Origin of the sequence: Micromonospora sp. NPDC005252 (assembly GCF_042872475.1) — a bacterium.
GTDB lineage: Bacteria > Actinomycetota > Actinomycetes > Mycobacteriales > Micromonosporaceae > Micromonospora.
Map to the genome: position 1 here is coordinate 79,377 of NZ_JBIAKN010000010.1, position 20,872 is coordinate 100,248.

At 71.2% G+C, this 20,872-nt stretch carries 21 protein-coding genes; 3 read left to right on the forward strand and 18 right to left on the reverse strand.

Annotated elements, in window-relative coordinates; translation table 11 throughout:
- Nucleotides 1–9 precede the first annotated feature (9 nt).
- The 12 genes from ACFYPH_RS24805 to glyA form a co-directional block, all read right to left on the reverse strand.
- Complete coding sequence (locus ACFYPH_RS24805; RefSeq protein WP_354862462.1) at nt 10–291, reverse strand: F0F1 ATP synthase subunit epsilon; 282 nt, start codon at nt 289–291, stop codon at nt 10–12.
- A gap of 89 nt (nt 292–380) precedes the next feature.
- Nucleotides 381–1,523, reverse strand: coding sequence for an LCP family protein (locus ACFYPH_RS24810; protein ID WP_354862464.1), 1,143 nt, complete (start codon nt 1,521–1,523; stop codon nt 381–383).
- A 220-nt stretch (nt 1,524–1,743) separates the two neighbouring features.
- Nucleotides 1,744–3,180 (reverse strand): F0F1 ATP synthase subunit beta, encoded by a 1,437-nt coding sequence (atpD, locus tag ACFYPH_RS24815; RefSeq protein WP_354862466.1) that lies wholly within the window; start codon nt 3,178–3,180, stop codon nt 1,744–1,746.
- The gene (locus tag ACFYPH_RS24820; protein WP_354862468.1) at nt 3,180–4,109 is read right to left on the reverse strand and encodes a F0F1 ATP synthase subunit gamma; all 930 of its coding nucleotides are present in this window, start codon (nt 4,107–4,109) and stop codon (nt 3,180–3,182) included. Before ACFYPH_RS24820 ends, atpD begins: the two co-directional genes overlap by 1 nt.
- Nucleotides 4,110–4,113: 4 nt before the next feature.
- Nucleotides 4,114–5,766, reverse strand: coding sequence for a F0F1 ATP synthase subunit alpha (atpA, locus tag ACFYPH_RS24825; protein ID WP_354862470.1), 1,653 nt, complete (start codon nt 5,764–5,766; stop codon nt 4,114–4,116).
- Nucleotides 5,767–5,907: 141 nt separating this feature from the next.
- Entirely contained in the window at nt 5,908–6,729 is an 822-nt protein-coding gene (locus ACFYPH_RS24830; RefSeq protein WP_355063553.1) for a F0F1 ATP synthase subunit delta, read from the reverse strand.
- On the reverse strand, nt 6,729–7,268 hold the full coding sequence (locus ACFYPH_RS24835) for a F0F1 ATP synthase subunit B (RefSeq protein ID WP_354861498.1): 540 nt from the start codon (nt 7,266–7,268) through the stop codon (nt 6,729–6,731). Before ACFYPH_RS24835 ends, ACFYPH_RS24830 begins: the two co-directional genes overlap by 1 nt.
- A gap of 27 nt (nt 7,269–7,295) precedes the next feature.
- The gene (locus tag ACFYPH_RS24840; RefSeq protein WP_007464523.1) at nt 7,296–7,523 is read right to left on the reverse strand and encodes an ATP synthase F0 subunit C; all 228 of its coding nucleotides are present in this window, start codon (nt 7,521–7,523) and stop codon (nt 7,296–7,298) included.
- Between the two features lie 63 nt (nt 7,524–7,586).
- Nucleotides 7,587–8,384: a F0F1 ATP synthase subunit A gene (gene atpB / locus ACFYPH_RS24845; protein ID WP_007464525.1), complete on the reverse strand. Its 798-nt coding sequence runs from the start codon at nt 8,382–8,384 to the stop codon at nt 7,587–7,589.
- 11 nt (nt 8,385–8,395) lie between these two features.
- Nucleotides 8,396–8,632: an AtpZ/AtpI family protein gene (locus tag ACFYPH_RS24850; protein ID WP_266245732.1), complete on the reverse strand. Its 237-nt coding sequence runs from the start codon at nt 8,630–8,632 to the stop codon at nt 8,396–8,398.
- 193 nt (nt 8,633–8,825) lie between these two features.
- Nucleotides 8,826–9,251 carry a hypothetical protein gene (locus ACFYPH_RS24855; RefSeq protein ID WP_354861496.1) on the reverse strand — a complete coding sequence of 142 codons (426 nt, stop codon included), beginning with the start codon at nt 9,249–9,251 and terminating at the stop codon, nt 8,826–8,828.
- On the reverse strand, nt 9,244–10,533 hold the full coding sequence (gene glyA, locus ACFYPH_RS24860; protein ID WP_387184989.1) for a serine hydroxymethyltransferase: 1,290 nt from the start codon (nt 10,531–10,533) through the stop codon (nt 9,244–9,246). The genes ACFYPH_RS24855 and glyA overlap by 8 nt, the downstream gene beginning before the upstream one ends.
- Nucleotides 10,534–10,568: 35 nt before the next feature.
- On the opposite strand from glyA, the gene ACFYPH_RS24865 reads away from it, so the two are divergent.
- A complete protein-coding gene (locus ACFYPH_RS24865) occupies nt 10,569–12,032 on the forward strand; it encodes an SDR family oxidoreductase (RefSeq protein WP_387184992.1) in 1,464 nt (487 codons plus the stop codon).
- A gap of 19 nt (nt 12,033–12,051) precedes the next feature.
- Here the strand turns inward: ACFYPH_RS24865 and ACFYPH_RS24870 are convergent, their stop codons facing one another.
- The 4 genes from ACFYPH_RS24870 to prmC all read right to left on the reverse strand — a co-directional run bounded on the left by ACFYPH_RS24870 (nt 12,052) and on the right by prmC (nt 16,479).
- Entirely contained in the window at nt 12,052–14,166 is a 2,115-nt protein-coding gene (locus ACFYPH_RS24870; RefSeq protein WP_387184995.1) for a transglycosylase domain-containing protein, read from the reverse strand.
- A gap of 106 nt (nt 14,167–14,272) precedes the next feature.
- Nucleotides 14,273–14,884 carry a phosphotyrosine protein phosphatase gene (locus tag ACFYPH_RS24875; protein WP_354861489.1) on the reverse strand — a complete coding sequence of 204 codons (612 nt, stop codon included), beginning with the start codon at nt 14,882–14,884 and terminating at the stop codon, nt 14,273–14,275.
- On the reverse strand, nt 14,885–15,532 hold the full coding sequence (locus ACFYPH_RS24880) for an L-threonylcarbamoyladenylate synthase (RefSeq protein ID WP_234588740.1): 648 nt from the start codon (nt 15,530–15,532) through the stop codon (nt 14,885–14,887). It lies immediately after the preceding gene.
- Nucleotides 15,532–16,479, reverse strand: a complete 948-nt coding sequence (gene prmC, locus ACFYPH_RS24885; protein WP_387184998.1) for a peptide chain release factor N(5)-glutamine methyltransferase — start codon at nt 16,477–16,479, stop codon at nt 15,532–15,534. Before prmC ends, ACFYPH_RS24880 begins: the two co-directional genes overlap by 1 nt.
- A gap of 72 nt (nt 16,480–16,551) precedes the next feature.
- On the opposite strand from prmC, the gene ACFYPH_RS24890 reads away from it, so the two are divergent.
- Complete coding sequence (locus tag ACFYPH_RS24890) at nt 16,552–18,099, forward strand: GGDEF domain-containing protein (RefSeq protein ID WP_355063560.1); 1,548 nt, start codon at nt 16,552–16,554, stop codon at nt 18,097–18,099.
- A 120-nt stretch (nt 18,100–18,219) separates the two neighbouring features.
- Here the strand turns inward: ACFYPH_RS24890 and prfA are convergent, their stop codons facing one another.
- The gene (prfA, locus tag ACFYPH_RS24895; protein ID WP_354861485.1) at nt 18,220–19,308 is read right to left on the reverse strand and encodes a peptide chain release factor 1; all 1,089 of its coding nucleotides are present in this window, start codon (nt 19,306–19,308) and stop codon (nt 18,220–18,222) included.
- A gap of 127 nt (nt 19,309–19,435) precedes the next feature.
- The gene (gene rpmE / locus ACFYPH_RS24900) at nt 19,436–19,660 is read right to left on the reverse strand and encodes a 50S ribosomal protein L31 (protein WP_007464546.1); all 225 of its coding nucleotides are present in this window, start codon (nt 19,658–19,660) and stop codon (nt 19,436–19,438) included.
- A gap of 278 nt (nt 19,661–19,938) precedes the next feature.
- Here rpmE and ACFYPH_RS24905 point away from each other — a divergent pair, with 278 nt between their 5' ends.
- Nucleotides 19,939–20,835, forward strand: a complete 897-nt coding sequence (locus ACFYPH_RS24905) for an AAA family ATPase (RefSeq protein ID WP_354861483.1) — start codon at nt 19,939–19,941, stop codon at nt 20,833–20,835.
- Nucleotides 20,836–20,872: the final 37 nt, after the last annotated feature.

The window sequence follows — 20,872 nt, forward strand, 5'->3', positions numbered from 1 at the left end:
CGGGGTGACTCAGCGGCTCTGCGCGGAAACCGGGGTCGCGCTCTCGGCCAGCACGGTGACGCCCTCGGCGCTCACCGAGAGGAAGCCACCGGCCACGTCGTAGGAGACCTGCTGACCGCCGGCCAGCTTGATGCGGACCTGGCCGGGCTCGGCGAGCTGGCCGAGCAGCGGCGCGTGCCCCGGCAGGACACCGAGCTCACCCTCGGTGGTCCGGGCGACGACCATCTCGGCCTCACCGGACCAGACCTTCTCCTCGACGGCGACGAGCTCGACGTGAAGCTGCTGTGCCACGCTGTCTCCTTGCTGCGGCGACGGATTGCCGAAAGTCTAGTCGTGACGCCGAGCCACCCCCAACGCGGGTGGGGAGAGCTGCGCCACGCCTACTTGGTCTTGTTCTGGAATTCGGGGTGCTCGAGCAGGAACGGGTCCAGTTGTTCATTGTGCAGGGCGGTGAAGAAGTCCGGGACGCCCGCCTGGAACTGCTCACCCTTGTAGGTCTTGCCCTCGAAGACCGGACCGCCGGGGAGCTTGATCATCTGGATGGTGTTCGGGCGGATGTTCTTCAGGGCCAGCCCGAAGTCGACCACGCTGTTGCCCCGACCGTTGAAGATCAGCGACTGACCGGCGGCGCGAAGCACCTTGTCGAGCTTGATCGGGTTGGCGACCACGTCGGCGCTGAACGCCTGGCCGACCATCGCCTTGACGAACTGCTGCTGGTGGCGCTGCCGGCCGTAGTCGGCGTCCGGCACACCGTTCTTCGGGTAGCGCTGCCGGACGTAGTCCAGCGCCTGCCACCCGCTGAGGTGGTGGTTGCCCTTCTTGTAGATCGCCTGCGGGCCGACGTAGCCCTCGCCGCGCGTGTTGCCGGGCCGGGGCTTGCCGTCCGGCTGCTTGTGCTCGGACTTCACGTCCCGCTCGACGTACATGTCGACGCCGCCCATCGCGTCGACGATCTTCTGGAAGCCGGTGAAGTTGATGATCGCCCCGGCGTCGAACCGCTTGATGCCGGTCACGTTCTGCACGGTGGTGGCCAGCAACTCGAAGCCGCGCGCCGCGTCGGGGTTGCCGTCGGGCACCCGGCTGCCGAACGACATCGCTGCGTTGATCTTCGTCGTCTCGCCGGAGAAGTTGGCCTTCTTGAACGCCGGGATGTCGACGTAGAGGTCACGCGGCAGCGAGAAGAGGTAGGCCCGGTCCATCGACGCGGGCACGTGCAGCACCATGATCGAGTCGGCCAGCGGCGCCGCCGTCGGCGTACGCGGGTCGATGCCGACCAGCAGGAGGTTGAGCGGACCCTTGATCTCGCTCTTCTTCTCCTTGGCGCCGGCCGCCTGGTCACCGAAGAGGTCGGCCTTGCCGACGGCGCCCTCGTAGCGGGCCATCAGCACCTCGGTGCCGACCAGCACCCCGCCGCTGAGCATGGTCAGCACCAGGCCGAACACGGTGCACACCTTGGCCCAGCGCGGCACGCCCCGCCAGATGGACGACTTGCGGCCACTCTTGCCGGCCTTACCCACGCGCATCTCCGTTCGTTACGCCCACGAAGAGGAGACGGGCGCACGTCGTCGAAAGGTTGCAGAAGTCAGCGCTCGTTCAGGTGAACGCGCGGACCGACCGTATCTCGCGCGCCGCCGGAGCGACGACCACGAGTAACGGACCGCGACGATGGTAAGGCGTCAAGATGAACAAAAGACTGCCCCGACATTGCCGGGGCAGTCTTTTGCGGTACGGATGAGCGGGCTGTCAGCCCTTCATCAGCTCCTCAGCCTTGCGCTCCAGGTCCTCGAGACCGCCGCACATGAAGAACGCCTGCTCGGGGAAGTGGTCGTACTCACCCTCGCTGATCTTGCGGAACGCCTCGATGGTCTCCTTGATCGGGACCGTCGAGCCCGGCACGCCGGTGAACTGCTCCGCCGCGTAGGTGTTCTGCGAGAGGAAGCGCTCGATCCGCCGCGCGCGCTGCACGGTGATCTTGTCTTCCTCGGAGAGCTCCTCGATACCGAGGATGGCGATGATGTCCTGCAGGTCGCGGTAGCGCTGCAGGATCCGCTTCACCTCGGTGGCGACCTGGAAGTGCTCCTGGCCGACGAACTCCGGGGCGAGGATCCGGGACGAGGACGCCAGCGGGTCCACGGCCGGGTAGATGCCCTTGTCGGAGATCGACCGCTCCAGGTTGGTGGTCGCGTCCAGGTGGGCGAACGTGGTGGCCGGAGCGGGGTCGGTGTAGTCGTCCGCCGGCACGTAGATCGCCTGCATGGAGGTGATGGCCTGGCCCCGGACGGAGGTGATCCGCTCCTGGAGCTCGCCCATCTCGTCGGCCAGGGTCGGCTGGTAACCCACGGCGCTCGGCATGCGGCCGAGCAGCGTGGAGACCTCGGAACCGGCCTGCGTGAAGCGGAAGATGTTGTCGATGAAGAGCAGCACCTCCTGCTTCTTCACGTCCCGGAAGTACTCCGCCATGGTCAGCGCGGAGAGCGCCACCCGCAGCCGGGTGCCCGGCGGCTCGTCCATCTGGCCGTAGACCAGCGCGGTCTTGTCGATGACGCCGGACTCGGTCATCTCGGCGATGAGGTCGTTGCCCTCACGGGTGCGCTCACCCACGCCGGCGAACACCGAGGTACCACCGAAGTTGCGGGCGACACGGGTGATCATCTCCTGGATGAGCACCGTCTTGCCCACACCCGCGCCGCCGAACAGGCCGATCTTGCCGCCCTTGACGTACGGGGCGAGCAGGTCGATGACCTTGATGCCGGTCTCCAGCATCTCGGTCTTCGGCTCCAGGTCGGCGAAGGCCGGGGCCTTGCGGTGGATGCCCCACCGGTCGTCGGCCTGGATCGTCTCACCCTCGGTGAGGTTGAGGCACTCGCCGATCGCGTTGAAGACGTGGCCCTTGACGGCGTCGCCCACCGGAACGGTGATCGGCTCGCCGCGGTCGGTCACCTCCGCGCCGCGGACCAGGCCGTCGGTCGGCTGCATCGAGATCGCGCGGACCAGGTTGTCACCCAGGTGCTGGGCGACCTCCAGGGTCAGCGTCTTCTCACCGCCGGACAGGTTCACGTTGACGTTGAGCGCGTTGAACAGGGCCGGCATGGCGTCGCGCGGGAACTCGGCGTCGACGACCGGGCCGATGACCCGGACCACGCGACCCGTGGCCGTCTTGGTCTCTACTGGGGCAGTCATCACACTTCACTTCCCGACGCGGCCAGCGCGTTCGCGCCGCCGACGATCTCGCTGATCTCCTGGGTGATCCCGGCCTGGCGGGCCGAGTTCATCTCACGCGTGTACTTGTCGATCATGTCTTCGGCGTTGTCGGTGGCGCTCTTCATCGCCCGCCGACGCGACGCCGACTCACTCGCCGCCGACTCGATCAACGCCGCGTAGATCCGCGTGTTGATGTACCTCGGCAGGAGCGCGTCGAGCAGCGCCTCCGCCTCCGGCTCGAACTCGTACGCCGGCAGCAGCCCCTCGGAGCGCGGCCGGTCCTCCACCTGCATCGGACCGATCACCTTGGTGACCGGGGTCTGCGTCATCAGCGAGTGGAACTCCGTGTAGACGATGTGCAGCTCGTCGACGCCGAGCACCCCGTCCGCTCCGGAACCGCCGTCGACGTCGTCCGCACCGGCGGTGAACGCCTTGATCAGCGTCTCACCCACGGTACGGGCGTCCTCGAACGACGGCTGCTCGCTGAACCCCGTCCAGTTCGCCTCGATCGGCCGGTCGCGGAACCGGTAGAACCCGACACCCTTACGCCCGATGACGTAGAGCACCGGCTCCTTGCCGTCCGCCTTCAACCGTGCGATCAGCGACTCGGCCATCCTGATCGCGTTGGAGCTGTAACCGCCGGCCAGGCCACGGTCACTGGTGACCAGCAGGACGCCCGCCCGCCGCACCCGCTCGCGCGGGGTGAGCAGCGGGTGGTCGATCCGCGCGTTGGACGCCAGCGCCGTGAGCACACTGGTGATGGCCTGGGCGTACGGCAGGGACGCCTGCACCCGGGCCTGGGCCTTGGCGATCCGGCTCGTCGCCACGAGCTCCATCGCCTTGGTGATCTTCTTCATCGACTTCGCCGAGCGGATCCGTTGACGAAGAACGCGTACCTGGGCCGCCATCGGATCAGCTCTCGGCCGGGCGGTCGGTCGTGCCGTCGCGGAAGCGGGTGACCGTCTCGCGGTTCTCGTCACCCTCCAGCGGCGCGGCCGGCGCGTCGTTGACCTTGCGCTCGTCCTCCTTGCCGAGGAAGACCTGCTTGAACTCGGTGATCGCCGCGTCCAGCGAGCTGACGATGTCGTCGCCCCACTGGTTGTCGGCGATACCGGCCAGCACGCCCTCGTGCTTGTGCCGCAGGTACTGGAGGAACTCGGCCTCGAAGCGCCGGATCTCACCCACCGGGATGTCGTCCAGCTTGCCCTCGACGCCGGCCCAGACCGAGACGACCTCGTCCTGCACCGGGTACGGCGAGTAGTTCGGCTGCTTGAGCAGCTCGACCAGCCGGACACCACGGTCGAGCTGGGCCCGGGAGGCCCGGTCCAGGTCGGAGGCGAAGGCGGCGAACGCCTCCAGCTCGCGGTACTGGGCCAGGTTGAGCCGCAGCGAACCGGCGACCTTGCGCATCGGCTTCACCTGCGCGGCGCCACCGACCCGGGAGACCGAGGTGCCGACGTTGATCGCCGGACGGACGCCCTGGTTGAACAGGTCGGTCTCCAGGAAGATCTGGCCGTCGGTGATCGAGATGACGTTGGTCGGGATGAAGGCCGAGATGTCGTTGGCCTTCGTCTCGATGATCGGCAGGCCGGTCATCGAGCCGCCACCCAGCTCGTCGGAGAGCTTCGCGCAGCGCTCCAGCAGGCGGGAGTGCAGGTAGAAGACGTCACCCGGGTACGCCTCACGGCCCGGCGGGCGACGCAGCAGCAGCGACACGGCCCGGTACGCCTCGGCCTGCTTGCTCAGGTCGTCGAAGACGATCAGGACGTGCTTGCCGCCGTACATCCAGTGCTGCCCGATGGACGAGCCGGTGTACGGGGCCAGGTACTTGAAGCCGGCCGGGTCGGAGGCCGGCGAGGCGACGATGGTCGTGTACTCCATCGCGCCCGCCTCCTCCAGCTGCCCCTTGATCGAGGCGATCGTGGAGGCCTTCTGGCCGATGGCGACGTAGATGCAGCGGACCTGCTTCTTCGGGTCGCCGGTGCGCCAGTTGTCCCGCTGGTTGAGGATGGCGTCCAGGGCGACCGTGGTCTTGCCGGTCTTGCGGTCACCGATGATCAGCTGACGCTGACCCCGACCGATCGGGGTCATCGCGTCGATGGCCTTGATGCCGGTCTGCAGCGGCTCGAACACCGACTGGCGGGCCATCACGTTCGGAGCCTGCAGCTCCAGCTCGCGGAAGCCCTCGTTGGCGATGTCACCGAGCCCGTCGATGGGCTGGCCGAGCGCGTCGACCACACGGCCGAGGAAGGCGTCGCCGACCGGAACGGAGAGAACCCGCTCGGTGCGCTTGACGCGCTGCCCCTCCTCCAACTTGGCGGAGTCACCGAGAACGACGACACCGATTTCCCGGACGTCGAGGTTCAACGCCACGCCGAGCGTGCCGTCCTCGAACTCCAGGAGCTCGTTGGTCATGGTCGAGGGCAGGCCCTCGACGTGGGCGATACCGTCACCGGTGTCGGCGACGGTGCCGACCTCCTCGCGGGAGACGTCGGACGAGTAGGAAGAGACGTAGCGCTCCAGGGCGCCGCGGATCTCCTCCGTCGAGATGGTCAGCTCGGCCATCCTCTGCTTCCTTAAAATTCAGGGGCCCGGGATACCTAGTACCAACCGGTCCGAATGGCGTCTGTCAATCCGGGCGCTGAGCGGCGAAGCCACCCCAACGCTGGGCGGCGGAGCCGCTCAGCCGCTGGGCGGCGAAGCCGATCAGCGCTTCGCGAGCGCGTTGCGGGTCTCGTTGAGGCGGCGCAGGATCGTGCCGTCGTACAGGTCGGAGCCGACCCGCACGCTCACGCCACCCAGGACGTGGGGGTCCACCGTCTGCTTGACGGAGACCTCTCGACCGTATATCGCGGCGAGGCTCGCACCCAGTCGGCGCTCGTCGGAGTCACTCAAGGGGGCGGCGACGGTCACGTAGGCCACCTGCCGGTCCCGCCGCTCGGCGGCGAGCTCCACCAGCCGGGTGAGCGCCCCGATGAAGGAGCGTCCGCCGAACCCGCTCAGCGCCACCTCGACGAGGCGGACGGTGACCGGGTGGGCCTTGTCGGCGAGCAGCTCACGGGCCAGGGTGGCCCGCCGCTCGACCGGGGCGGCCGGGTCGGCCAACGCGTTGTTCAGCGCCGACTGACCCGTCACGACCTGACCGAAGCGGAACAGCTCGTCCTCGACCTCGCCCAGCTCGCCGGCGGAGTCGGCGCTGGCCAGCAGCGCCTCCACCCCCAGGCGCTCGGCGCCGTCGAGCAGCTCCGACGGTGCCGACCAACGGCCGGACACCAGCACCACGAGCAGGTCGAGCGCGTCCGCGCCGATCCGCCCACCCAGCATGTCGCCGAGCAGAGCGCCGCGGTCCGTGCCGGAACGAGCCGGCTCGGACAGCGCGCGGCGCAGCCGCGGCTCACGCCGCAGCAGGGTCGCCACGGAGAGGATGGCGTCGGCGGTGGAGGCCACCGCCGACGGCTCCGCGCCGCGGACGTACGCGTCGAGGCGCTCGGCCGCGACCTTGTACGACTCCCGGCTGGCGGCCTGCATCAGCGGGCCCCCGTGCTCTCGAGGCCGCTCAGGAACCGGTCGACGGTGCCCTTGCGTCGCGCCTCGTCGGCCAGCGACTCACCGACGATCTTGCTGGCCAGGTCCACCGCGATCGTGCCGACCTCCGCGCGCAGCTCGCGCACGATGGTGGCCCGCTCGGCGGCGAGTGCGTCCTTGCCCGCCTGGATGACCCGGTCGGACTCTTCCCGCGCCTTGGCGAGGATGTCCTGCCGGATCCCCTCGGCGTCGGCCCGCGCGTCGTCACGGATCTTCGCGGCGTCGGTGCGGGCCTCAGCGAGCTGGGCACGGTACTGCTCGAGCAGCTGGTTCGCCTCGGCCTGGGCGGCCTCGGCGCGCTTGATGCCGCCCTCGATCGCGTCGACCCGAGCCTGGAACGTCTGCTCCATCCGCGGGAAGACGAACTTCATCAGCACGAAGCAGAGCACGGCGAAGGCGATCGTGCCGACCACGATCTCCTGCCCGATCGGAATGATCGGGTTGTGGCTGGACTCACCACCCTCAGCGGCAAGGTTGAACATGGTGACCTCCCGGTCGAGGGGCGGGTACTACTTGGCCCAGATGAAGCCGAAGGCGATGCCGAACAGCGCGAGCGCCTCGATGACGGCGAAGCCGATCCAGACGTACGGCAGGGTCATCCGGGACGACTCCGGCTGCCGGGCGGTCGACTGGATGTAGGCGGCGAAGACCAGGCCGACGCCGATGCCCGGGCCGATGGCCGCGAGACCGTAGCCGATGGCGGCGGTGCTGCCATTTACCGCGGCGAGAACGTCCATTAGTGGTTCCTCCTGGTTATCACGCGTGACTCTCACGCGGGACGACAACGGTTGGTGCGTGGATCAGTGCTCTTCGGCGAGCGCGCCCTGGATGTAGCTGGCGCTCAGCACCGTGAAGACGTAGGCCTGCAGGACGATGACCAGTGCCTCGAGCAGGGTCAGCGCCACGGTCATCACCCAGGAGACCACCGAGACCGGTGCCAGCCAGGCGTTGGCGTTGAGCATCGCGAAGCCGCCGAGCGTGAAGACCAGCAGGAGCATGTGGCCGGCGAACATGTTCGCGAAGAGACGGACGGCCAGCGAGAACGGCCGGATGATGAAGGTCGAGAACGCCTCGATCGGAATCAGCAGCGGCAGGATGTACCAGGGTGCCGGCGGGATCAGGGCGTGCTTGAAGTATTTGCCGAACCCGTGGTGCCGGATGCCGATGTAGTTGAACAGCACGTAGCTGATCACCGCGAGGATCGCCGGGAAGGCGATGTGCGAGTTCGGTGAGATCTGGAACAACGGGATGATCGCGAACGCGTTCGTCACCAGCACGAAGCAGAACAGCGTGGTGAAGTACGGAGCGAACCGCACACCCTGGTGACCGATCATGTCGACCGAGATGTTGTTGCGCACGAAGCCGTAGATCGACTCGGCGAACCACTGCTTCTTGGTCGGGACCAGCTTCGGGTTCCGGTAGGTAGCCAGGAAGAAGATGATCAGCACACCAACCGCGATCCAGATCATCAAGGTGAACTTGGTGACCCAGTACGAGTCGTGTGCACCCCAGGGCAGGATGCTGGGCAGGTAGAAGTCCTCCACACTGGGTGGGAATTCCGCCTGGCCCGCTGCCAGGACGTTCGCCTGTCCGAACACCGCGTCCCTTCCTAAGTAGGCGTGCCGAGTCGGCGGATGACCAGGATGACTCCCCCGGCCATGCCGAGCACGAAGCCGATCCCGGTGGCGACGCCACCGGTGTCGAGCCACTGGTCGACCAGCCAGCCGATGAAACCCCACACGAGCATGCCTCCGACGAGGTAGCTGAGCGCGGTCCAACCCTGACCGGCGCCGGACGGATAGTCGTCCGGTTCACCGGCGGGGCGGGGGGTTTGGTCATCAGCCATGACGGGGCGAACGATATCAGCCGGGAAGACGAGGCTGTGCCTCACCCCCCGCACAACCATCGTTGTGTGGGCATCTCGTGGGCGCCGTCGTCTGTGGGCACGCTACTCCCCTTCCGCCCGTCGGAAAATGACCGGAGGCCGACACATTGCGGCGCGTCCGCTGGTTGGGACGGCGGGCCGGCCGATCGCCGGGTCAGTCCCGTGGCCGGCGGGCGTACACCCTGGTCAGCCACCAGAGGTGCACCGCTGTCCACACTGCCACCCCGGCGACGATGCCGAGGCAAAGAGGAATCAACCCGGGCCAGCCGGTTGCGGCCACCGCCACCAGCACGACACCCAACAGGGTGAACTTCAGCACGTACAGACCCACGCCGAGCGGCAGCAGCAGCTGCGGGTTGACCTGGTCGGCCCGGGCCAGCACCACCGTGGTCAGCGTGTAGCTGAGCACCGTGACGCCCACCCCGACCGCCGCGCCGAACGCCGCCGTCGCGCCGCCGGTCACCGCACCGACGACCGCCGCGACCACGGCCAGCGCCAGCGACGCGCCCAGCAGCACCGGCAGGTGCCGCAACCGCCACCGCCGGTCGGCGGCGGGCTCGAGCACCCCGGGCTCAGCCACGGGGGTACGCCGGGAAGGCCGCGGCCAGCTCGGCCACCTCGGCGCCGAGCCGGGTCAGCGCGCCGGCGCCACCCGGTGCGCCCGGGTCCGTGCGCACCGCGCGGGCGATCAGGGCAGCCACCTGCCGCAGCTCACCCTCGCGCATCCCCTGGGTGGTGACGCTCGGCGTGCCCACCCGGATGCCGGAGGCCACCAGCGGCGGCTGCGGGTCGTACGGGATGGCGTTCTTGTTGAGCGTGATCGCGACGGCGTCGCACCGGGCCTCGGCCTGCGCGCCGGTCACCCCCAGCTCCCGCAGGTCGATCAGGGCCAGGTGGGTGTCGGTGCCGCCGGACACCGGGCGCATCCCCTCGTCGGCCAGCCCGGCCGCGAGGGCCTGGGCGTTGCTGACCACCTGGCGGGCGTACGTCTGGAACTCGGGCTGGGCGGCCTCGCGCAGCGCGACCGCCTTGGCCGCCACCGCGTGCATGAGCGGGCCGCCCTGGGTGAACGGGAAGACCGCCTTGTCGATCCGCTGGGCCAGCGACTCGCGGCAGAGGATCATGCCGCCGCGCGGACCGCGGAGCACCTTGTGGGTGGTCGCGCAGACGACGTCGGCGTACGGCACCGGGGACGGAATGGCCCGGCCGGCGACCAGGCCGATGAAGTGCGCGGCGTCCACCATCAGGTACGCGCCGACCTCGTCTGCGATCTCCCGGAACCGGGCGAAGTCGATCAACCGGGGGTACGCGGTCGCGCCACAGATGATCAGCTTGGGCCGGTGTGCCCGGGCCAGGTCGCGTACCTCGTCGTAGTCGATCAGCTCGGTGTCCGGGCGGACCGGGTAACCGACCGGGTGGAACCACTTGCCGGAGAAGTTCACCCGGCTGCCGTGGGTGAGGTGCCCGCCGTGCGGCAGGTCCATCGCCAGCACCGTGTCCCCCGGCTGCACCAGCGCGGCGTACGCGGCCAGGTTGGCGCTCGCCCCCGAGTGCGGCTGGAGGTTGGCGTGCTCGGCCCCGAACAGCTCCTTGGCGCGGGCGATGCCGATCTCCTCGGCCCGGTCCACCTCGGCGCAGCCGCCGTAGTAGCGCCGGCCCGGGTAGCCCTCGGCGTACTTGTTGGTCAGCGTCGAGCCGAGCGCGGCCAGCACCGCCGGCGAGGTCAGGTTCTCGCTGGCGATGAGCTGCAGGCCACCGCGCAACCGGTCCAGCTCGCCGAGGACCACCCCGGCGATCTCCGGATCGGTGGCCCTGAGCTGCGCGAAATCCGGCCCCCAGAAGGTGCTCGTCTCGGTCTCCACAGCGAACGAGTCTAGGGGGCCGCAGACTGGGAGTCGTGAGATGCCTCGTCACCGGAGCCACCGGATACATCGGCGGGCGGCTGACACCGCTGCTGCTCGCCGACGGGCACACCGTGCGCTGCCTCGCCCGCAAGGCGGTGCGGCTGCGCGACGTGCCCTGGGCCGCGGCGGCCGAGATCGTCGAGGGCGACCTGAGCCGCCCGGAGACGCTGCCCGCCGCGTTCGCCGACGTCGACGTCGCGTACTTCCTGGTGCACTCGCTGGGCCGAGCGGACTTCGAGGCCGCCGACCGGGAGGCGGCGACCAACTTCGCGACTGCCGCCAGCGCGGCCGGCGTACGCCGGATCGTGTATCTGGGCGGCCCGGAGCCGGCGGCCGACGCCGAGGTCCCCTCCCCGCACCTGCGGTCCCGGGCCGAGGTGGGTCGGATCCTGCTGGCCAGCGGGGTGCCCACGGCGGTGCTCCGCGCCGCGGTGATCATCGGGTCCGGGTCGGCGTCGTTCGAGATGCTGCGCTACCTGACCGAGCGGCTGCCCGCCATGGTCACCCCCCGGTGGGTCCGCAACCGGATCCAGCCGATCGCGGTCCGCGACGTGCTGCGCTACCTGGCCGGCTGCACCACGCTGCCGCCCGAGGTCAGTCGCGGCTTCGACATCGGCGGGCCGGACGTGCTCACCTTCCGCGACATGATGCAGCGCTACGCCCGGGTGGCCGGCCTGCGCCGGCGGATCATCGTGCCGGTCCGCCCGCTCACCCCGTCGCTGTCCTCGCACTGGGTCGGGCTGATCACCCCGGTGCCGAACACGATCGCCCGCCCACTGGTGGAGAGCCTGATCCACGAGGCCGTGGCACACGAACACGACATCGCCCGGTACGTGCCCGACCCACCGGACGGCCTCACCGGCTTCGACGACGCGGTGGCGTTGGCGCTGGCCAAGGTGCGCGACGCCCAGGTGGAGACCCGCTGGTCCACCGCGAGCGGTCCGGACGCGCCGGCCGAGCCGCTGCCCACCGACCCGGACTGGTCCGGTGGCACCGCGTACACCGACGTCCGGGAGCGCACGGTGGACGCGTCACCGGCGGCGCTCTGGCGGGTCATCGAGGGCGTCGGCGGCGAGCACGGCTGGTACTCGTTCCCCCTCGCCTGGTCGGTACGCGGCTGGCTGGACCGGCTGGTCGGCGGGGTGGGGCTGCGGCGGGGCCGGCGTGACCCGCACCGCCTCCAGGTCGGCGAGGCGCTGGACTTCTGGCGGGTGGAGGAGATCGTCCCGGGCGAGCTGCTGCGGCTGCGCGCGGAGATGCGACTGCCCGGCCGCGCCTGGCTGGAGATGCGGGCGCTGCCGGTCGACAACGGACGCAGCCGCTACCAGCAGCGCGCGGTCTTCCTGCCCCGCGGGCTGGCCGGACACGCCTACTGGGGGTCGGTGGCCCCGTTCCACGCGGTGGTCTTCGGCGGCATGGCCCGCAACATCGCCCGCAACGCCGAACAGGCCTCCTGACCACCCCGCCTCGGACGGGTCAGTTGCCGGTGCGGGCCCCGGTGACCTGGAACGCGGCGCGCTCGCTGGGCGGGACGAAGTCGCGTACCGGCTGGTCGCGGAGGGCGGCGCCGAGCACCTCCCCCACCGCGGTCGCCATCCGGGCCTGCACCGCCTGACCGACCGCGTCCCGCGGGTCGTCGGGGTTGGCCGCCATCGAGGCGACCGCCAACTGCGGGGTGAAGGCCACCACCGTCTCCGTCTCGTACCGCTCGGAGCTGCCGGTCTTGCCGGCCACCGGGCGGCCCAGCTGGGAACGCAGGTCGGGCGCGGTGGCGCCGTCGCACCGCCCGTACATCGACTGGTCGCCCACGGGGCAGCGGGCCGCGTCCGCCGCCGCCCGCGCCACGTCGGTGTCGAGCACCTGTCGACAGTCCGGCTTGGCGGCGTCCACCGGCCGGCCGGCCGAGTCGCTGATCGAGACCACCGGCAGCGGCGCGCACCAGGTCCCCTCGGCCGCCACCGTGGCGTACGCCGTCGCCAGGTCCAGCGGGGTCGTCGCGGCCACGCCCAGGGTGAACGGGCCCCAGTCCTTCGCGCCGTAGCGGGCCAGCCGCTCGTCGGAGTCGGCCCGCAGCACGATGCCCAGCCGCTCGGCCATCTCCACCACCCGGTCGGCGCCGACCCGCTCGGTCAGCCACGCGAAGTACGTGTTCACCGACCGGCCGAACGCGGTCCACATGGTGCGGGGGCCGTTCATCGACGAGGGACTGGCGTTCGACGGGCACCAGCGGCCGTCGCAGCTTCCCGCCCCCGTCACCGGGAACCGGGTGAGCAGTTGGGTCGGCGCCGTGAACTCGGTCGACAGCGGCAGGCCGGACTCCAGCGCGGCCAGCATGGCGAAGAGCTTGAACGTCGAGCCGCCCTGGTAGCCCTCGATGGCCCCGCCGCCGGCGACGAGCTGGTTGACCGTGTTCGGATGGTTCTTCTGCCCGACCGGGTTGGCCGCGACGCTGTAGGTGCGGTTCACCGACATCGCCAGCACCCGGCCGGTGCCGGGCTGCACCACGGCGGTGGGCACCGCCCGCGCGTCGGTCAGGCGGTAGATCTTCAGCACCTGCTCGGTGGTGGCCCGCTGCACCGCCGGGTCCAGCGACGAGACGATGGAGAAGCCGCCCCGGCGCAACGTGCGTCGCCGCTCGTCGGCACTCGACCCGAACGCCGACTGGCTGCTCCACCAGCGGGTGAACCAGTCGCAGAAGAAGCCCCAGTCGTTGTGCCCGTCGGGCACCCCCGTGCAGTCGTTCGGCGTCTCGCTGGGTCGCAGTTGCAACGGCTCGGCCTGCGCCGCCGCCGCCGCGTCGGCCGACACCTGACCGGTCTCGACCAGCCGCTCGAGCACGTACGTCCGTCGGCCCAGGGCGCTGTCGGCGTCCCCGTTGATCGGGTCGTCGCTGTCCGGCGAGCGGACCAGCCCGGCCAGCAGCGCGGCCTGGGCCAGGGTCAACTCGGCCGGCGAGCGGGAGAAGTAGCGCTTGCTGGCCGCCCCGATCCCGTACGCCCCGGCCCCGAAGTAGGCGATGTTGAGATAGCGGGTGAGGATGTCCTCCTTGCTCAGCTCCCGCTCCAGCGCCAGCGCGTACCGCATCTCCTGGAGCTTGCGGGCGGTGGTGACCTCGGTGGCCGCCTGGCGCTGCCGCTCGGTCAGCCGAGGGTCGCTGCTGAGCACGTTGCGGACGTACTGCATGGTCAGGGTGGAGGCGCCCTGCCGGGTCCTGCCGTCACGCTTGTTCACCGTGAAGGCGCGCACCACACCGCGCAGGTCCACCCCGCTGTGCTGGTAGAACCGGACGTCCTCGGCGGCCACGATGGCCTGCCGCATCACCGGGGCGACCTCACGCAGCGGAACGTCCACCCGGTCCTCCTGGTAGAAGGACGTGATCAGGGTGGTGCCGTCGTTGGCGTAGAGGTTGGAGCGCTGGGCGGTGGGCGGCGTGCGCAGCGTGCTGGGCAGCTCCGAGTAGGGCGTGGACAGGGCGCTGAAGCCAATTCCGAAGACCAGGGCCGCGGGTAGGGCGGCTCCGGCCAGCACCAGTCCGGCCAGCACGCCGGCGATCACCACGGTCAGCAGTTTGTCGAGTCGGGCCCGGATCATCAGCTCTCCCCGCAGGAGCCGGTCACGCTAGGACCCGTTCAGAATGACCCGGAACACCCCTTTCGCCCCTGGTTTTCCCCAAACCCGGAGGAAACTCGCAGGTCGCTCAGGGCAGCAGCGCGGCGGCCAGCGGGTGGACCGTCTCCTCGATCTCGTCCGCGACCCGGGTGAAGCACTGGTCGCCGCGACCCCAGGGATCGTCGAGATCGTCGGTGGGCAGCGCGGAGGCGCCCAGCCGGTTGTCGTGCGCCGCCGCCACCAGGGCCACGCCCCGGGCGTACACCGCCTCCGGGGTGGCTTCGGCCGCCGGCAACGCGGCGGCGTCCACCGCGGCGAGCAGCCGGCCGAACTCACCCAGCACGAAGGTGCGGGCCGCCGCGTCCGGACGGAGCGCGACCACGTACTCCTGCTGGTCGGCCGTGGCCGTCAGGACCAGGTCGGCGGCGTCGATGTGGTCCGAGCGCAGCTTGCGCGCCGCGAACCCCTCGACGGCGCCGCCACGGTCGATGACCTGTCGCGCCGCCGGCGGGTTCATCTCCTCGCCCGCGTGCCAGCCGCCGGTGCCGGCGCTGTGGCTGTGCACCAACTCCTCGGCGGCGGCCGGGTCCTGCGCACGCCGGGCCAACCGCTCCCGCACCGCGAGGGCGAGCAGTCGCTCGGCCATCGGCGAACGACAGATGTTGCCCATGCAGACGTGCAGGACGGTGAACGGGGGCACTCAGGCCCCCTGGACGTCGAGAAGATCCGGGACGACGTCGCGCAGCTTCTCCAGCGGGATCGCGCCGGCCCGCAGCAACTGCGGCACCTCGCCGGTCAGGTCCACGATCGTGCTCGGCACCGGATCCGGGCAGGGCCCGGCCTCCAGGTACGCGCGCACCGAGTAGCTGAGCTGGTCACGTGCCTCCTCGGCGGTCACCGCCGCCGGCTGGCCGGTCTTGTTGGCCGAGGAGACCGCCATCGGGCCGGTCTCCCGCAGCACCTCCAGGGCCACCGGGTGCAGCGGCATCCGCACCGCCACCGTGCCCGTCTTGTCGCCCAGGTCCCACTGGAGGCTCGGCGAGTGCTCGACCACGATGGTCAGCGCACCCGGCCAGAACGCCTCCACCAGGTCCCGTGCTGCCGTGGGCAGCGAGAAGACCAACCCGTCCAGGGTGTGGCGCGAACCGATCAACACCGGCGGCGGCATCTGCCGGCCCCGGCCCTTCGCGTCCAGCAGCGCCTTGACCGCGTAGGGCGTGAACGCGTCCGCGCCGATCCCGTAGACGGTGTCCGTCGGGAGGACGACCAGCTCGCCGTTCTTGACCGCCTCGATGGCCGCAGCGATGCCGCGGTCCCGATCGGCGGGCGATCGACAGTCGTAGAGCATCACGAGGAGTCAGTCTGCCACGCCGGCCCGGGCGCGGTGTGCTGGCCGTCCGCCCGTCGGGACGCGGTGGCGTAGCGAGGGCGGCCGGTGAGGTCCAGATGCTCCGTGACGGCCGCGAACCGGCCGTCGGAGGCGAACAACGCCGGGACCGCCACGTCGTGCGTGTCGTCGTGCTCGACCCCGATGACGCCGCCGGGGCGCAGCAGCGCCGCCGCCCGGATGATCACCGGTCGGATCACCGCCAGACCGTCCATGCCGCCGAAGACCGCCTCCGCCGGATCGTGCGCGGCCACCTCCGGCGGCACCACCACCTCCACCGGCACGTACGGCGGGTTGCAGAGCAGCACGTCCACCCGCCCCACCAGGTGCGCCAGCAGGTCCGGCGCCGTCACGTCGGCCTCGACCACCTCGATCGGCCGGTCGCCCGCGGCGGCCCGCTCGGCCGCGTTGCGGCGCAGCCACGCCAACGCCGCCGCGGACCGCTCGACCGCGATCACCCGCGCCCCGGGCAGCTCCTGCGCCACCGCCAGGGCGATCGCGCCGGTGCCGCTGCACAGATCCACGATCAGCGGCTCGGGTCTGCCCCGGCCCTGCTCGACACCCCAGCCCGCCAGCAGCTCCGTCTCCGGGCGGGGCACGAAGACGCCCGGACCGACCGCCAGCTCCAGATGCCGGAATCCGGCCCGACCGGTCAGGTGCTGCAACGGCTCCCGACCGGCGCGGCGGCCGACCAGCTCGTCGAGCCGGGCCAGCTGGGCGTCGTCCAGGTCGTCGGCGAGCGCCAGCCGACCCCGGGGCACCCCCAGCACGTACGCCGCCAGCAGCTCGGCCTCCACGCGCGCCGGGCCCACCCCGGCGGCGGCGAGCGCCCGCGCCGCGCGGGCGACCGCGGCGGACGGACGGGTACGTCCTGTCCCTTCGGGGGGGTGTTGCGGCAGAGTGGTCACGCGACAATCATGAGGCGTCACGGACGACGCGACGAACGGGTGCGGCAAGACGCACACGGCAGGAGGTTGTGGGTGGGCTGGCTCGACCGGGTCGATGACCAGGTTGACACCCTCACGCAGGCGCGGGCTTTGCAAGAAGCAAGTCGCTCGGCGGAGTCGTACGCGTTGCTGGAGCGGGTGATCGGCACCACCACCGACCCGGCCGCCCGTGCGGACGCCCTGGTGCAGCGCCTCTCCGCGCTGATCAATCTCGGTCGGACGGCGGAGTTCACCCGGGCGATCGAGGAGGCGTCGGCGGCCGTTCGCGATCTCGCCGAGCCCTACCTGCACGGGCACCTCAACGCGCTGGCCGCGCTCGCCGCGCACCATCAGGGCGCGCTGGACCGCTGCGTCACCCACCTCGTCAAGGCCGCCCGGGCGCTCGGCGCCGTGGAGGACCCGGACCGGGACACCGCGTGGGGCTGGCACGACCTCGCGATGGCCTACAGCTACCTCAGCTTCCACGGCTACGCCCTGGGCGCGATCGAACGCGCGCGGCAGCTCGGGTTGACCGCCGGCATCCCGGAGGAGACGTTCGCCGCACCGGGCATCCGGCTGCGCAACGCGGTGGCACTGGACCACAACGGGGACAGCGACGGCTGCCTGCGGGTGCTGCGGGACGTCGCGGCCGATCTGGCCCGGTTCGTCCGCAGTGGGCGGGCCGGCCGGCTGCGCCCGAGCAGCCTCGCCGCGTACGGATACTCGGCGGCACGTCAGGCAGCGCTCGGCGACCCGCTGGAGCCGACCGGCGAGACCCAGCCGTCCCACCTGCTCAGCCACGGCGGGGACAGCGCCCGGGCGCGGGACATGCGACAGCTCGGCATGGTCTGCCTGGCCGTCGCGGACGGTCGGCCCATCGAGGCGGTCGCGCGGCTGGACACCATCCGGGTGTCCACCGAGACGCTCGGCGCGGCCGAGCCGGCCCGGCTGCGCAGCATCGCGCTGGCCCGCGCTGGCGACCACCCGGCGGCGCACCGGGCGGACCGGCTGGCGTTCCGGCTCGCCGCGCAACGCAACGACCGGCTGCGCGACGTCTACATCGACGGCATCGCCGCCCGGATCGACCACGAGGAGATGCGGCGGGAGGCGGCCCGGTACGAGGGCGAGGCGCTGACCGACCCGCTCACCGGGCTGCCCAACCGGCGCAGGCTGGAGAGGTACATCACCGCTGTCGTCACCCGGGGCGAGCGGGTGGTCATCGGCGTCTGCGACCTGGACGGCTTCAAGGCGGTCAACACCCGCCACGGGCACCACTCCGGCGACCTGGTGCTGCAACGCATCGCCGGGGTGATCAACCGGGTGATGCGCCGGGGTGACTTCGTGGCCCGCTACGGCGGGGACGAGTTCGTGGTGGTGCTCCCGGAGACCGGCATGACCGAGGCCGCCGAGGTGGCCCGCCGGATCGAGGCGGCGGTGCGCAACGAGGACTGGGAGTCCCTGGTGCCGGGCACCCCGGTCGGGGTGAGCATCGGCTTCGCGGAGGTCTCCGGCGGCGGCGGGCTGCGCGACGCGCTCAGCGTCGCATTCGAGCAGGCCGACCGGGAGATGCTGCGCGCGAAGTCACGCCCCCGCGCGAGCTGACCCCCCTTACGGGGTCGATCAAGGACTTGTGGTCCCCCACAAAAGGCCCACGACGCGACAATCTCCCCACCACAACTCCATGATCGACCGGGGTCGCGGCCGCGCAGGCCGGCGGTACGGTCAGCGGCGCGTCAGTTCGGTGTCGCCGGCCAGCCGGGCGGCGCGGTCGGCCTCGGCCAGGGCGTCCAGCACCCCGTCCAGGTCGCCGGCGAGCGCCAGATCCAGGTTGTAGGCGGTGTAGCCGATCCGGTGGTCGGTGATCCGGTTCTGCGGGAAGTTGTACGTGCGGATCCGCTCCGAGCGGTCCACGGTGCGTACCTGCGCCTTGCGGGCGTCCGAGGCGGCGGCGTCGGCCTGCTCCTGGGCGGCGGCGAGCAGCCGGGCCCGCAGGATCCGCATCGCCTGCTCCCGGTTCTGCAACTGGGACTTCTCGTTCTGGCAGGAGACGACGATGCCGGTCGGCAGGTGGGTGATCCGTACCGCCGAGTCGGTGGTGTTCACCGACTGGCCGCCCGGCCCGGACGACCGGAACACGTCGATGCGCAGCTCGTTGGCGTCGATGGTGACGTCGACGTCCTCGGCCTCGGGGAGAACCAGCACCCCGGCCGCGCTGGTGTGGATCCGGCCCTGCGACTCGGTGACCGGGACGCGCTGCACCCGGTGCACGCCGCCCTCCCACTTCAGCCGCGACCAGACGCCGTTCCCACCCTCGGGCACGCCCTTGGTCTTGATCGACAGCGACACGTCCTTGACGCCGCCGAGATCCGAGTCCTGCGCGTCGATCACCTCGGTGATCCAGCCGTGCCGCTCGGCGTACCGGGTGTACATCCGCAGCAGGTCGCCGGCGAACAGCGCCGACTCCTCGCCGCCCTCACCGGCCTTGATCTCGACGATCACGTCCTTGGCGTCGTGCGGGTCACGCGGGATGAGCAGCTCGGCGAGGCGCTCCTCCAGCACCGGCAGGGACGCCGCGATCGCCTCGGTCTCGGCCGCGAACGAGGGATCCTCGGCAGCCAGCTCGCGGGCCGCGGCCAGGTCGGCGCGCGCCTGCTCCAGCTCACCGGCGGCCTTGTGCAGCGGCACCAGCTCGGCGTACCGGCGGCCCACCCGGCGCGCGGTGGCCTGGTCGGCGTGGATGGCCGGGTCGGCCAGCCGCTTCTCCAGCTCCGCGTACTCGTCGAGGAGGCCGGCCAGACGCTCGCTGCTCATGCTGCGGATGCTCCTTCGACGGTGCGACACCGGGCCGGCCCCGAGAGCCGACGGCGCGTGGAAACAGGCGAAACGCGGACGGCGCCCGCGTCCGGTGGAAAACCGGACGCGGGCGCCGAACGGGGAGTTACTTGGCCTTCTTGGCCTGAACCTTGGCGTACTTCTGCTGGAACTTCGCGACCCGGCCGGCGGTGTCGAGAACGCGCTGCTTACCGGTGTAGAACGGGTGGCAGGCGCTGCAGGTCTCGACGTGGATCGCCCCGCCCTTGGCGGTGCTGCGGGTCGTGAACGTGTTGCCACAGGAGCAGCTGACCTCGGTGGTCACGTACTCCGGGTGGATGTTTGCCTTCATCTCGCCTCGGTCCTCTCGTTGGTGGTCGCCGGGTCGCCGTCATCGCTCGTCGCGCCGTACGCGACGGGCTCGGGCGTGAACCGGAACCGGTGGCCGATTGACCAGTGTGCCATGGGCCGGAGCCGACCCGGTAAGCGGGCCGCACACCTCGTCCGGCATCGTCAACACGTGCCTCCCCGTCCGCATTCCCACCGCCCGACAGGGCATTCGCCCACCCGGCGGACCACCGCCGGGTACCCCGCCGGGGGTACGCACGCCGAGCCGAAGGTGCGCCGCCGATGACCCGCCTGATCGCCACCCGGGGACTGCCCGCCTCGGGCAAGACGACGTTCGCCCGCACGCTTCAGCCGTCCGTCGTCCGGGTCAACCGGGACGACCTGCGCCGGATGCTGCACGGCGAGCGGCTCTTCACCCAGTGGGCCGAGGCCCAGGTGACCGTCGTACAGCGGGCCCAGGTCGAGGCGTTGCTGCGGGCCCGGGCGGACGTCTGCGTGGACGACACCAACCTGCGCTCGCGGACGCTGCGCGACTGGGCCGAGTTGGCCGTCCGCCACGGCGCGGATTTCGAGGTGCACGACTTCACCGACGTGCCGCTTGCCGAATGCCTGCGCCGCGACGCCGCCCGCCCGGCGGCCGAACAGGTCGGGGCCGAGGCCATCCGTCGGCTGCACGAGCGGTACCTCGAGGGGCGGACCCTGCCGTTGCCGGTGCCGCAGGCCCGCACCGGGCGCCCCGCCGTCGTGCACCCGCCGTCGACCGAGCCACCCGAGATCGTCCTGGTGGACATCGACGGCACCGTCGCGCTGGCCGTGTCCCGCAGCCCGTACGACATGACCCGGGTGGGCGAGGACGAGCCGAACACGGCGGTGATCGCGGCGGTCCGGGCGATGCACGCGGCCGGGTACGGGGTGGTCTTCTGCTCCGGGAGGGACGCCTCCGCCCGCGCGGCCACCGAGGCGTGGCTGGCCCGGCACGTCCGGGTCCCCTACCTCGGCCTGCACCTGCGGGCCGTCGGCGACTCCCGGAAGGACTCGATCGTGAAGCGGGAGATCTACGACCGGGAGATCCGGGACCGTTACCGGGTGGCCGGCGTCTTCGACGACCGCGTCCAGGTGGTGCAGATGTGGCGAGCCCTCGGCCTCACCGTCTTCCAGGTGGCCGACGGCGACTTCTGAGCGCGAGCAGGGCCCTTCGGCGGGGAAGGGCCCTGCT